Source organism: Cupriavidus sp. 09_S30 (genome assembly GCF_056930435.1).
Window position 1 is genome coordinate 2240743 of record NZ_JBXOWI010000001.1, and the last position, 11795, is coordinate 2252537.

Here is an 11795-nt window from a genome sequence, read left to right on the forward strand (position 1 = left end):
ACGCCGCACCGTCTCCGCCCGCACCATCCGGCCGCACCGTCAGGCCGAACAAGCAGGCCGCTCCGCGCAACCGAGCGCTTCCTCGATTTTTTTCTAGGCCGGCGCACAGGCGCCGGGGCTATCATCGCCCTTCCAACGATTACCCAACGATTGACACAGGAGAACACCATGAGCGAACTGCAGGCCCGCTTCGACCAGGCCCAGATCGACGTCAAGCAACTCGACGAGCGTCCGAGCAATATGACGCTGCTGCGCCTGTATGCGCTGTTCAAGCAGGGCAGCGAAGGCGACGCCCATGGCGACAAGCCGGGCATGACCGACTTCGTCGGGCGCTACAAGTTCGAGGCCTGGGAAACGTTGAAGGGCACCGGCCGGGACGAGGCGAAGGAAAAGTACATCGCGCTGGTCGAGGAGTTGCGCAGCGGCAGCGCGTCCTGAGGCCGGGCGCCCCGCTCAGGCCTGGGCCGCCGGCGGCTCGGGCCGCGCCCGGATGCGCCAGGCGGCGAGAATGGCGCTGGCGATGACCACGCCCACTGCCAGGAAGGTTTCGTCGAACGCGCGGATGCGCGCCGCGGCGGCCACGGCATCGCCCGCCGCCGTCGCGCCCAGCACCGCACCGTGCTCGGCCAGGCGCCACTGCAGGCCGACCCCGGCCAGGCTCACGCCGATCGCGCCGCCCAGCTGGCGCAGGAAGTTGATGCAGCTGGATCCCTGCGGGATCAGCGAATAGTCCACGCCGCGCATCGCGCCCAGCGTCAGCGAGGGCAGGATGCAGCCCAATCCGATGCGGCCCATGATCGCCCACAGGATCAGCAGCAGGTAGGGCGTGGACTGGGAACCCGTCGCCATCAGCAGGAAGGACAGGGCCAGCAGGGCCAGCCCGAGGGAAACCTGCCGGTGCGGCGGGACACGGTGCGTAAACCGGCCCGCCACCGCGATGGTGACGGCCAGCACCAGCCCGGCCGGCAGCAGCACCACGCCCGCGCGCGACGGCGTGTAGCCCAGCGCCATCTGCATATAGACCGGCAGCAGGTAGGTGGAGCCGAACAAGCCGGCGCCGTAGATGAAGGCCACCAGCGCGCCGGCGGCGAACTGCCGATAGCTGTACAGGCGCATGTTCATCAGCGGATGCGGCGCACGCAGCTGCCACAGCACGAAGGCCAGCAGCATCAGCAGCCCCAGGCCCACCAGCGCCAGGCCGCCGGCCAGCTCGCCGCGCATGGCCACCACGCCGTTCAGCAGGCTGACGGTCGCGATGCCGGCCAGGCCGAGCCCCCGCCAGTCCAGCGGCTTGCGTTCGCCCATCATCGCCGAATCCACCGCCATATAGCGGCGCGCCATCCACCATGCCGCCAGCGTCAAGGGCACTACCACGAAGAAGATCGAACGCCAGCCGAAGGCCTCGACCAGGAAGCCGCCCAGGCTGGGCCCCAGCGCCGGCGCCAGCACCACGCCGAAGCCGAACAGGCTGATCGCCTTGCCTTGCTCTCGCTCCTCGAAAACGCGCAGGATCAGGATATTGGGCAGCGGCTGCAGGATGCCCGCCGCCACGCCCTCGGCCACCCGCATGGCGATCATCACGCCATAGGTGGGCGAGAAGCCGCCGATGAAGCCGCCGCAGCCGAGCAGCGCCAGGCAGCCGATGAAGGTGCGCCGCAGTCCGAAGCGGTTGAGCAGCCAGGGCGTCAGCAGCAGCGACAGCGTCATGGCGATCATGAAGCTGGCTGCCACCCATTGGGCGCGCTCCTGCCCGAGGCCGAAGTGGCGGCTCAGGTCGGGAATGGCGACGTTGACGATGGTGGACGAGACGATCGAGGAGACCGTGCCCAGCATCAGCGTGAACAGCACGCGCCAGCGCGCCCGCTCGCCGTAGCGCGCGCGCAACGAGGCGCGCGTCGGCGCCCCTCGGGGTGCGGCGGCCTGTGCCGTCGACGGCTGCTCGCTCACCCGAGCCGTCCGCCGTCGGCCAGTTCGCGGATCTTGCGCACGGTGTCGAGGTCTGCCTCGTGATAGGCCGACTTGACGATCTCGGCGTAGCGATCGTTGCCGGTCTCATCGACAGCAGGCATCGTGGTCTCGTAGATGAAGCGCAGCAGCAGCGCGCCCTCGACCGGCGTCTCGATCATCATGGTGAGGGTGCCGCCAGCGTGCTCGGCCGTGGCCGCGCTCTCGTAGCGCAGGGCGCGCCGCGGCTCCAGCACCACGCGGTCGCGCACGGCGGCCTCGCCGAAATGCAGCACCCGCTCCATCCAGTTGTCGCCGCGCGCGACGATCTCGGCCCGGTCCAGCCCGAGCATGAACAGCTCGGGTTCCATGGCACGCAGCACCAGCCCCTGCCAGAGCTGCTCCGGCGTAAGCGGCGCCAGCCGCGGGTCGGCCGGGTCATTGATCTCTACCAGATGCTCGAAGCGCAACTTGTTTCTCCAGATTGGGATGTAATCGATATTATGACGGCACCGTGTACCAAGCCGCATCATTTCTTGATTCCGCCCCTGTCTGCCGGAGATTGCCATGCCCGACACCCAGCCAACGCATAGCGGCCACCATCCGCATGACAGCGCGCCCGACGGCACACCCGACCCGCGCCAGATCCTGGTCTACGCCGATTCCCTGTCCTGGGGCATCGTGCCGGGCACACGGCGCCGCCTGCCCTTCCCCGTGCGCTGGCCTGGACGGCTGGAGGGCGCGCTGAACGGCCCCGGCGGGCCCTGCGCCGGTGCGCCGGTGCGGGTGCTGGAGGACTGCCTGAACGGACGGCGCACGGTCTGGGACGACCCCTTCAAACCCGGCCGGCGGGGCCTGGATGGCCTGCAGCAGCGCATCGAAATGCACTCGCCGCTGGCCTTGGTGATCCTGATGCTGGGCAGCAACGATTTCCAGTCCATGCATCCGCACAATGCCTGGCATGCCGCCCAGGGCATTGCCGCCCTGGTCCAGGCCATCCGCGGCGCGCCGATCGAACCCGGCATGCCGGTGCCGCCGGTGCTGGTGGTGACGCCGCCGCCGATCCGCACCCCGCGCGGCCCGCTCGCGCCCAAGTTCGCCGGCGGCGAGCACAAGTGCGCAGGGCTGGCCGAGGCCTACCGCGAGGTCTGCGGCATGCTGGGCTGCCCGGTGTTCGATGCCGGCACCGTGATCCGCAGCAGCGAGGTCGACGGGGTGCACCTGGATGCCGACGCCCACGTCGCGCTGGGCGATGCCTTGGCAGACGTGGTCGCCCCGCTGCTGGCGCGCCCAGTCTAGCGCCGACCTTACCGGGCCGCGCCGCCGGGCGCGCGCAGGCTCCTGACAGGGGTTGTCAGGAGCCCTTCCGCACAATGCCGACATTGCGCCACACGGGCGCGCGTACGCAATGGAGGCTGTGATGCAATTGCTGATCCGAATCGAGGTCGACGATCTCGCCCACGGCATCGCGTTCTACCGGGATGCCCTGGGCCTGCGCCCCGGGTCCTGCCGGCCGGATACCGCAACGGTGGCAATGCACGCAGGGCCGGGCGTGCAGATCTTGCTGGCCCTGCCGCGGCGCAATGCGCGGCGCATGGCTCCGGCCCGGGTCGACTGGCTCGTGCCCGACCTCGAGTGCGCCGTCGAACGGGCGCTGGCGGCGGGCGCCGACCTGGAGGACTGGCCGCAGGACTGCGGCGCCGGACTGCAGGCCGTGGTGCTGGACCCCTTCGGCAATGCCCTGCAGTTCGTCCAGTGGACGGTGGCGGAGCGCGAAGCCGGGCACTGGCTGGGCGCCGGCGTGCTGGCCGGGCTGCAGTTGCCGGGCGTGGCGGCCGTTCCGGCCTGAGAGCGGCTGGGACCGACCCGATTCCGGCCGCCGGCGCGCTCGCAGGAACCAGGCCGCCGCCGAAAAACAAGAAGGCCCCACCGGTTCACCCGGCGGGGCCTTCTGCTTTCACGATCAAGACCGCCAGGCAGGCTCAGACGCCCAGCCCCGGCGCAGGCAGCGCTTACAGCAGCGGCGCGCCCGTCTTCGCCTGGATCTCTTCGCGGCTGACGCCCGGCGCGGTTTCCACCAGCTTCAGGCCGGCTTCGGTCACGTCGATCACGCCCAGGTCGGTGATGATGCGGTTGACCACGCCCACGCCGGTCAGCGGCAGCGTGCAGGACTTCAGGATCTTCAGGTCCTCGCCGCCGTCCTTCTTCTTGGCGGTGTGCTCCATCAGCACGACCACGCGGCCGACGCCGGCCACCAGGTCCATCGCGCCGCCCATGCCCTTGACCATCTTGCCCGGGATCATCCAGTTGGCCAGGTCGCCCTGCTCGCTGACCTGCATGGCGCCGAGAATGGCCAGGTTGATGTGGCCGCCGCGGATCATCGCGAAGGAATCGGCCGACGAGAAGATCGACGAGCCCGGCAGCGTCGTCACGGTCTGCTTGCCGGCATTGATCATGTCGGGATCGACTTCGTCCTCGGTCGGGAACGGGCCGATGCCGAGCAGGCCGTTCTCCGATTGCAGCCACACTTCCATGCCTTCCGGAACGGCGTTGGCGACCAGGGTCGGCAGGCCGATGCCGAGGTTCACATAGAAGCCGTCCTGCAGCTCGGTGGCGGCGCGCGCCGCCATTTCCTCACGTGTCCATGCCATGATGCGTCTCCTTAGGCTGCGGCACGCACGGTGCGCTGCTCGATGCGTTTCTCGGGGTTGGTGTTCAGCACGATGCGCTGCACGAAGATGCCGGGCGTGTGGATCTCGTCCGGGTCCAGCGTGCCGGTCTCGACGATCTCCTCGACCTCGGCCACGGTCACCTTGCCCGCCATCGCGCACATCGGGTTGAAGTTGCGGGCGGTGCGGCGGTAGATCAGGTTGCCGGCGCGATCGGCCTTCCAGGCCTTGACCAGCGCCACATCGGCGGTCAGCGAACGCTCCATCACGTACTGGTGGCCGTCGAACTCGCGGATCTCCTTGCCTTCGGCCACCAGCGTGCCCACGCCGGTCTTGGTGAAGAAGGCCGGGATGCCCGCGCCGCCGGCGCGCAGCTTCTCGGCCAGCGTGCCCTGGGGCGTGAACTCCAGCTCCAGTTCGCCGGCCAGGTACTGGCGCTCGAACTCCTTGTTCTCGCCCACGTAGGACGAGATCATCTTGCGGATCTGGCGCGTGGTCAGCAGCAGGCCGAGACCGAAGCCGTCGACGCCTGCATTGTTCGAGATGCAGGTGAGCTGCTTGGCACCGCTGTCGCGCAGCGCTTCGATCAGCGCCTCGGGAATGCCGCACAGACCGAAACCGCCGACCGCGATGGTCTGGCCGTCACGGACGACGCCTGCAAGCGCCTCGGCGGCGCTGGCGTAGACCTTGTTCATGCTTTGCTCCTTCCTCGGTGGTTCCCGTTCGCGTGGAGCCGCCGGTCTGGCCGGCGGCGGGCGACGCGGGGAAATTGTAACGGTACAATCGGGCGGCAAGCGCCGCCATGTCGACCAACCGACAGCATACGCGATGCGGCACTTGCTAGGCCATTACGTAAAAATACATAAGGAAATGCCCGCAATCGACTACCAGACCGCCTTCCAGCTCGCCCCCGTGGGCCTGGTCCTGTCACGCGAGCGCATCATCGAGGACTGCAACGACGAGGTCTGCCGCATCTTCGGCACCACCCGGCAGGCGCTGGTCGGCCAGTCCTTCCAGGTGCTCTACCCGAGCGCCGACGAATTCGAGCGCATCGGCGCACGCATCGTGCCGATCATGAACACGCGCGGCATGTACTCGGACGAGCGCATCATGAAGCGCGCCGCCGGCGAACTGTTCTGGTGCCACGTGACCGGCCGGGCGCTGGACCGCAAGGATCCGCTGGGCGCCGGCATCTGGACCTTCGAGGACCTGTCGCAGAAGCGCCCCGTCACCGCCGAGCTGACCGCGCGCGAACGCGACGTCGCCGCCCAGCTGGTGGACGGCAAGACCAGCAAGCAGATCGGCAAGCTGCTGGCGATCAGCCCGCGCACCGTCGACATCTACCGGGCACGGTTGATGAAGAAGTACGGCGCGAGCACCGCGGTGGACCTGGTGCAGCGGCTGGTCAATCACTAGTCCACTGAATCACTGAAATCGGTCGGTGCCTGCCACGCCATGCGGGCTCATCGCGTCGTTGCAAATGCTCGCAATAGCCGTGCTATTGCTGCGCTTTGCGCCTAGCGCTGATTCCCGCATGGCATGTCCTTCACCTCCCATTTCAATGATTCAGTGGACTAGCCGGCCGGCGCTGCCCGGCAGACGGCGCGCCGCCCTAGCCCGAGATCAGCGCCCGGATGGCGTCGGGCAGCGGCACCGATTTTTCCGCCTCGTAGTCGCTCCAGACCACCTTGGCGCCGCCCTCGGCGTAGACGACGTCCGGCTCGTCGATGCGGCGGATCTCGACGCGCGTCTCGAAGCTGCTGCGCCCCGGCGCGCCCGCATACAGGCGGCATTCGATATCGCCCGGGTAGCGCAGCTGGCGCAGGAAGGTCATGTGCGCGTTGATGACGACCGGCCCGCGGCCATCGGCATCCTTGCCGCCGTGGCCGAGCGATTCGAACCAGGAAATGCGCGCCTGTTCCATATAGCGGAAATAGACGGTGTTGTTGACATGGCCCATGGCGTCCATGTCGCCCCAACGGATGGGCATCGGGAGGGTGTAGACGGGTTTCATGGCAGCTAGCCTACATCGGCGTGGCCATTCACGCCATCGCCTGTGCACGCCGATGCACGCTGTCAGCTAGTCGCCGAGCAGCGGCGCGTGCTGCCTCAAGGCGAACGAGGTGCCTGACGAGCCTGAATGGTCTTGCGCGACGTACGCGACCATGACGGGCCGCCATGAAGCGTCTTCGGCCGCAGCCCTGCCGGCCCCGGACACCGACACCCGGTGCGGCGCCGTAGCCACCACCGCCGGCCGTCGCGCCGGGATGCCCCGCGCCGGCGCCCCTTCCTGTCGCTCCACCCAGGCTGGAGCCGCCGCGCCGCCGACGCGGCCGGCAGCCACTTGGCGTCCACCACCCGCCGTCGCCACGTTGCCGGGATGCGAGGCGGGTGCCCTCGTCAGCGTATGCGCCGGGGGACTTGGGTTCGCTTGGGATGGCCGCGGCACATCAGCCGCAATCGTGTTTGAAGGCGCGGCCGGGGCTGCGGCCGGCGGGGACTTCGTCGCCGGCGCGGGCTGCGCGGCGACAACGGCCGGCGGCGCTGCCTGTGCCGCGACCTCCGGCGGCGGCCGGACTGGCACCGTGCGCGCGGCCTGCACCTGCCCCGGCTGCTGCAACGTGTACAGCCACCAGGTCAGGCCGCCGCCAGCCAGTCCCAGCACCAGCCCCGCGAGCAGGCCGCCCACCACGCCACGCCGGAACGCGCGCTGCCGCGAGCGCAGCAGGCCGCCCGACGCTTGCGCCACATAGCTGGCCACCGCCTCCGCACGCATGGCCGCGATGGCCTCGCGTACGTCGAAGCGGGTGCCGAAGGGCGGCGGCACGAGGATGCCCGGGTACTTGTCGGGTGGGAAAGCATTGATCATGGGATGCGCCTGCTCAAAGGATGACGGGCGACGCCGCGACGGTCTCGGCCCGCATACCGAGATGGCCGGATGCTAGCAAAGGGAGGCCGCGCGCGGCCCGCGAAACTTCGGCAAATGCGGCACCCGAAGGTGGCATTGCCAGCCGTGTCCGCTGCTCAACGGGCAAGGGGCGCCGGGGCGATCGCCGCGGCGTCGGACAGATCGGTCTCCAGGCCACGGATACGCTTGTGCAGCTGCTCGAGGCGGATGCGCGCCGCGCGGTTCTCGACGTGTGCTGCCTGCACCTGTTCGCGCGTGGCCTGCTGCTCCTCCAGCATCTGCCGGCGCTGGGCTTGCATGATGCGCACATCCCGGTCGAGCGCACCGGCCCGTGCCTCGCTCTCCTGCGTGAGCCGTGCCAACTCTCGCTGCTGGGCCGTCAGCACCTCGCCAAGGATGGCTTCGCGTGCCCATGCGGCGTTCTGCTGCGCAAGCCGCAAGTAGGCCTTCTCGGCGGAAGAGAAATCGTCGAAGCGGAACACGCGCCACAGCTTGCGGTGATGCAGCAGCGCCAGATAGCACACCACGGTGTCATCGGCGACCAGCAGGCTGGCGCCGTAGTCGCCGTCGTAGCTGGTGCGCAGCTCGCGTACCCTCCCCTCACGCATGCGGGTGTCGAGTTCGCCGAGCAGGCCTTGCGACGCTTCGGCAGGCACCGGGGCATCGCTGCCGCCCGGGGCGGCAGCCACCGGCTCCGCCGCCACGGCTGCGGCGGCAACGACGGCACCCGCAAGCAATACGGCGCTCCGCAGGGCGGCCGGGAAGATCCGGCGTGGACGAATCAGGCTCGAACGCATGGCATCGGACTGGAAAAGACCGCCAAGTCTAGCGACCGCCCTGCTTCTGCGGTATCAGACCAGTCTGAATCCGTATTTGACCGATCCGAAACCCCGCTACGTGAAGCGGATAAAGAAACGGGCGGTGCCCCGCGGCACCGCCCGTCGTCATCAGCTCGCTATCGCTCAGCGTTTGGCGATGGAAGCCTCAGCCTTGCCCACCAGTTCCACGCCGATCTGCTTCTTCCACTTGTCGTAGACCTTGGCGGTCGCCTTGCGGAAGGCATCGTGCTCGGCCGGCGTGAGCTGGCTCACCTTGACGCCGTGCGCTTCCATGTCCTTCCAGGCCGGCGTGCCCGGCTCGGCCAGGCCCTTGCGGGCCAGCGCGGTCTCTTGCTTGCCGGCGTCGATGGCGGCCTGCTTGACGATATCGCGGTCAGCCGGCGTCCAGCTTTCCCAGATCTGCTTGTTGACGACGAAGATCAGCGGGTCGGCCACGTAGCCCCAGGTCGTGACGAACTTCTGGCCCACCGTGTACAGCTTGGCCGCCGCGAACACGGACTGCGGATTCTCCTGGCCGTCGACGGCGCCCGAGGCCATCGCGGGCTGGGCGTCGGCCCAGCTCATCTGCGTCGGGTTGGCACCCAGCGCATTGAAGGTCTCGATGTACAGCGGCGAACCGACCACGCGCAGCTTCAAGCCCTTCAGGTCTTCCGGCTTGCGGATCTCGTGCTTCGAGTTGGACACCTCGCGGAAGCCGTTCTCGCCCCAGGCCAGCGGCACCACGCCGGACTTCTCCAGCGTGGCGAAGATCGACTTGCCCACCTCGCCCTGCGTGAGCGCGTCCAGCGCCTTGTAGTCGGGCATCAGGAACGGCAGCGAGAACAGGTTCAGCTCCTTGACCTGCGGCGACCAGTTGATGGTCGAGCCCACCGCCATGTCGATCACGCCCTGGCGGATCGCAGAGAATTCGCGGGTCTGGTCGCCCGCCACCAGCGAGGTGCCGGGGTACAGCTTGATGTTGATGCGGCCGTTGGTGCGCTGACGCACCAGGTCGGCCCAGATCTCGCCGCCCTTGCCCCAGGGAAAGGCGGGGCCGAGCACCAGCGACATCTTGTACTCGGCCTTGTAGTTCTGGGCCATGGCGCCGGCGGGCGCGAAGGCGGCGGCGGCAATCGCGGCGGCGGCGGACAGCATCAGGGCACGGCGTTTCATCGGTTTCCTCTCCTCTCGGGAATCGTTATTCAGTTCTTCATCATCGTGGTCGGTCCCGGCATCAGTAGCCGAGCCGTTCGGGCAGCCAGGTCGCCAGCGGCGGATAGGCCAGCACCATCAGCATGGCGATGAACATCGCCAGCAGCATCCAGATCACCCAGGGCACGGTCTCCTCCATGCGCACGCGCGCGATGCGGCAGGACACCATCAGGTTCACCGCCAGCGGCGGCGTGAACTGGCCCAGCGCCACCTTGAGCGTCAGCACCACGCCGAACCAGACCGGGTTCCAGTGGAAGGCGTTGGCGATGGGCAGCAGCAGCGGCACGAAGATCAGGAAGATCGAGATGCCGTCCAGAAACATCCCCACCGTCATCAGCAGCAGCACGATCAGGGCCAGCACACCGTACTCGCCGAGGCCCGAATGAGCGATGGCGTCGGCCAGCGGGTCGATCACGCCCAGCGTGGACAGCGCATAGGCGAAGATGCCCGCCAGCGCCACCACCAGCAGGATCACCGCCGAGGTCTCGGCCGCCTCCTGGAAGATCACGAAGAGGTCGCGCAGGCCGATACTGCGGTAGACCACCATGCCGACGAACAGGCCGTAGACCACCGCCACCACCGCCGCCTCGGTCGGCGTGAACCAGCCCGCGCGCATGCCGCCCAGGATCAGGAAGGGCGCGACCAGGCCCCAGGCCGCCTCGCGCAGGCTCTTCCAGAACGGCGGCCGCGGCAGCGCGGCCTCGATGGCGCCCATATTGTGCTTGCGGGCCAGCCACACCGCCGGCACGATCAGCGCCACGCCGGCCAGCACGCCAGGCACCATGCCGGCGGCGAACAGCGCGGGCACCGAGGCGCCCGGCACCAGCACGCTGTAGATGATGAAGGCGACCGACGGCGGAATCAGGATGTCGGTGGCCGCGGCCGCGCCCACCACCGCAGCGCTGTAGGCGCCCGGATAGCCGGCGCGCGACATGGCCGCGATCATCACCCCGCCCACCGCGGCCGCGTTGGCCGGGCCCGAACCGGAGATGCCGCCCAGGAACATGGCCACCAGGATAGCCACCAGCGGCAGCATACCGGGGCCGCGCCCGACGATGGCGATGGCGAAGGTCACCAGGCGCTGCGCCACGCCCGAGCGGTCGAAGATGGATCCGACCAGCACGAACATCGGGATGGCCAGCAGCGGGTACTTGGCGAGGCCGGCGTAGAAGTTCTGCGGCACGGCCAGCAGGCCGAACATCTGCGTATCAAGGTTGGACAGGCCGATGGCGACCAGTCCGCCCAAGCCCAACGAGACGCCGATCGGCACGCCCAGCAGCATCAGGCCGATGAAGACGACGAACAGGATGATGGCGATCAGCGTCATTGCGCGCCTCCCGCATCGGTCGCACCGGCGGCCGCGCCCTGGCGCGCGGCATGCAGCGCCTTGAGCGCGCGCACATTGCGCAGCGCCAGCCCCAGCGCGCGCAGCACGATGGCCAGCGAGAACAGCGGCAGCCAGACCGAATACCACCAGCTCGGCACGCCGATGCCGGGCGAGGTCTCGCCGAAGGTGTACTCATCCCAGGTGATGCGCGCACCAAGCACCGCCAGCGCCAGGAACATCAGCGCAACGGCCAGCGCGGACAGGACGCCCAGGCGCTTCTGCCGGGCTTCGCTGCCACGGTCGAAGAAGTACTCGATGCGGATATTGCGGTCGCGCGCCACCGCCGCGCTGCCGGCCACCAGCGCCAGCACGATCATCAGGAAGACCGAGAACTCCTCGGTCCAGGCGAAGGACTCGTCGGTGAAATAGCGCACCACCACGTTGGCGAAGGTGATGCCCACCAGCAGCACCATGACGATCACGGCGATCCAGTCCTCGATGCGCGGCGAGACACGGAATTCTGCCTCGACGGCTTCGTCGGCCGCCTGCGGAATGACCGTCGAATCGACGACATGCTGCGGCACGGGCTCGCGCCGCGCCTCCCGTTGTTGCTCCATCCTCCCCGGCCTCCGGTCCGGTCCGCGCGGACCATGGCGGTCGCGGCGGTTTTGAATTTTGAATTATGTAAAGACTTAATCGGAATACATGGCGATTATGCCAAGAGTGGCGCCCTGTCCACCAGGATTTCTTGCGCGCCCGGCTAGTGGCGGCATTCGAGGAGGCGACCAAGGCCATGGCCAAAGGGGACCGGATACGCCCTTGACCGAAAGCGACAGACCCCGCCGCCGCGCGCTTGTGGCGCCGGCCGGGGCCCTGGCTTGCCTCCGATTTGCGCCGGATGACACCATCCGGCGCCA

Annotated in this window: 14 protein-coding genes; 4 read left to right on the top strand and 10 right to left on the bottom strand. The window is 68.6% G+C overall.

Features of this window, described 5'->3' with window-relative positions:
• Positions 1-168: 168 nt before the first annotated feature.
• Entirely contained in the window at positions 169-438 is a 270-nt protein-coding gene (locus tag AC1Z3O_RS10625; RefSeq protein WP_483515684.1) for an acyl-CoA-binding protein, read from the top strand.
• A 15-nt stretch (positions 439-453) separates the two neighbouring features.
• Here AC1Z3O_RS10625 and AC1Z3O_RS10630 read toward each other — a convergent pair whose 3' ends face one another.
• Positions 454-1947 (bottom strand): DHA2 family efflux MFS transporter permease subunit, encoded by a 1494-nt coding sequence (locus AC1Z3O_RS10630; protein WP_483515685.1) that lies wholly within the window; start codon positions 1945-1947, stop codon positions 454-456.
• Positions 1944-2414 (bottom strand): SRPBCC family protein, encoded by a 471-nt coding sequence (locus AC1Z3O_RS10635; protein ID WP_483515686.1) that lies wholly within the window; start codon positions 2412-2414, stop codon positions 1944-1946. The genes AC1Z3O_RS10630 and AC1Z3O_RS10635 overlap by 4 nt, the downstream gene beginning before the upstream one ends.
• A 97-nt stretch (positions 2415-2511) precedes the next feature.
• Between AC1Z3O_RS10635 and AC1Z3O_RS10640 the strand changes: the two genes are divergently transcribed.
• On the top strand, positions 2512-3243 hold the full coding sequence (locus tag AC1Z3O_RS10640; protein ID WP_483515687.1) for an SGNH/GDSL hydrolase family protein: 732 nt from the start codon (positions 2512-2514) through the stop codon (positions 3241-3243).
• 121 nt (positions 3244-3364) lie between these two features.
• Positions 3365-3793 carry a VOC family protein gene (locus AC1Z3O_RS10645; RefSeq protein ID WP_483515688.1) on the top strand — a complete coding sequence of 143 codons (429 nt, stop codon included), beginning with the start codon at positions 3365-3367 and terminating at the stop codon, positions 3791-3793.
• Positions 3794-3956: 163 nt separating this feature from the next.
• Here AC1Z3O_RS10645 and AC1Z3O_RS10650 read toward each other — a convergent pair whose 3' ends face one another.
• Both AC1Z3O_RS10650 and AC1Z3O_RS10655 read right to left on the bottom strand, forming a co-directional pair.
• Positions 3957-4595 carry a CoA transferase subunit B gene (locus AC1Z3O_RS10650; protein ID WP_483515689.1) on the bottom strand — a complete coding sequence of 213 codons (639 nt, stop codon included), beginning with the start codon at positions 4593-4595 and terminating at the stop codon, positions 3957-3959.
• A gap of 11 nt (positions 4596-4606) precedes the next feature.
• Complete coding sequence (locus AC1Z3O_RS10655; RefSeq protein WP_483515690.1) at positions 4607-5308, bottom strand: CoA transferase subunit A; 702 nt, start codon at positions 5306-5308, stop codon at positions 4607-4609.
• Positions 5309-5483: 175 nt separating this feature from the next.
• Here AC1Z3O_RS10655 and AC1Z3O_RS10660 point away from each other — a divergent pair, with 175 nt between their 5' ends.
• Positions 5484-6029, top strand: coding sequence for a PAS domain-containing protein (locus AC1Z3O_RS10660; protein ID WP_483515691.1), 546 nt, complete (start codon positions 5484-5486; stop codon positions 6027-6029).
• A gap of 196 nt (positions 6030-6225) precedes the next feature.
• Here the strand turns inward: AC1Z3O_RS10660 and AC1Z3O_RS10665 are convergent, their stop codons facing one another.
• The 6 genes from AC1Z3O_RS10665 to AC1Z3O_RS10690 all read right to left on the bottom strand — a co-directional run bounded on the left by AC1Z3O_RS10665 (position 6226) and on the right by AC1Z3O_RS10690 (position 11495).
• Positions 6226-6627, bottom strand: coding sequence for an acyl-CoA thioesterase (locus AC1Z3O_RS10665; protein WP_483515692.1), 402 nt, complete (start codon positions 6625-6627; stop codon positions 6226-6228).
• A gap of 66 nt (positions 6628-6693) precedes the next feature.
• Positions 6694-7482, bottom strand: coding sequence for a hypothetical protein (locus AC1Z3O_RS10670; protein ID WP_483515693.1), 789 nt, complete (start codon positions 7480-7482; stop codon positions 6694-6696).
• Between the two features lie 155 nt (positions 7483-7637).
• The gene (locus AC1Z3O_RS10675; protein WP_483515694.1) at positions 7638-8258 is read right to left on the bottom strand and encodes a DUF2968 domain-containing protein; all 621 of its coding nucleotides are present in this window, start codon (positions 8256-8258) and stop codon (positions 7638-7640) included.
• Positions 8259-8483: 225 nt separating this feature from the next.
• Positions 8484-9512, bottom strand: coding sequence for a DctP family TRAP transporter solute-binding subunit (locus AC1Z3O_RS10680; protein ID WP_483515695.1), 1029 nt, complete (start codon positions 9510-9512; stop codon positions 8484-8486).
• A gap of 61 nt (positions 9513-9573) precedes the next feature.
• The gene (locus tag AC1Z3O_RS10685) at positions 9574-10878 is read right to left on the bottom strand and encodes a TRAP transporter large permease (protein WP_483515696.1); all 1305 of its coding nucleotides are present in this window, start codon (positions 10876-10878) and stop codon (positions 9574-9576) included.
• Positions 10875-11495 (bottom strand): TRAP transporter small permease, encoded by a 621-nt coding sequence (locus AC1Z3O_RS10690; protein ID WP_483515697.1) that lies wholly within the window; start codon positions 11493-11495, stop codon positions 10875-10877. Before AC1Z3O_RS10690 ends, AC1Z3O_RS10685 begins: the two co-directional genes overlap by 4 nt.
• Positions 11496-11795: the final 300 nt, after the last annotated feature.

Excerpts from the sequence above, each read along its gene's own strand:
- AC1Z3O_RS10670 (WP_483515693.1), bottom strand. The coding sequence starts at position 7,482 with ATGATCAATGCTTTCCCACCCGACAAGTACCCGGGCATCCTCGTGCCG.
- AC1Z3O_RS10625 (WP_483515684.1), top strand. The coding sequence starts at position 169 with ATGAGCGAACTGCAGGCCCGCTTCGACCAGGCCCAGATCGACGTCAAG.
- AC1Z3O_RS10665 (WP_483515692.1), bottom strand. The coding sequence starts at position 6,627 with ATGAAACCCGTCTACACCCTCCCGATGCCCATCCGTTGGGGCGACATG.
- AC1Z3O_RS10685 (WP_483515696.1), bottom strand. The coding sequence starts at position 10,878 with ATGACGCTGATCGCCATCATCCTGTTCGTCGTCTTCATCGGCCTGATG.
- AC1Z3O_RS10680 (WP_483515695.1), bottom strand. The coding sequence starts at position 9,512 with ATGAAACGCCGTGCCCTGATGCTGTCCGCCGCCGCCGCGATTGCCGCC.
- AC1Z3O_RS10650 (WP_483515689.1), bottom strand. The coding sequence starts at position 4,595 with ATGGCATGGACACGTGAGGAAATGGCGGCGCGCGCCGCCACCGAGCTG.
- AC1Z3O_RS10645 (WP_483515688.1), top strand. The coding sequence starts at position 3,365 with ATGCAATTGCTGATCCGAATCGAGGTCGACGATCTCGCCCACGGCATC.
- AC1Z3O_RS10690 (WP_483515697.1), bottom strand. The coding sequence starts at position 11,495 with ATGGAGCAACAACGGGAGGCGCGGCGCGAGCCCGTGCCGCAGCATGTC.
- AC1Z3O_RS10660 (WP_483515691.1), top strand. The coding sequence starts at position 5,484 with ATGCCCGCAATCGACTACCAGACCGCCTTCCAGCTCGCCCCCGTGGGC.
- AC1Z3O_RS10655 (WP_483515690.1), bottom strand. The coding sequence starts at position 5,308 with ATGAACAAGGTCTACGCCAGCGCCGCCGAGGCGCTTGCAGGCGTCGTC.
- AC1Z3O_RS10640 (WP_483515687.1), top strand. The coding sequence starts at position 2,512 with ATGCCCGACACCCAGCCAACGCATAGCGGCCACCATCCGCATGACAGC.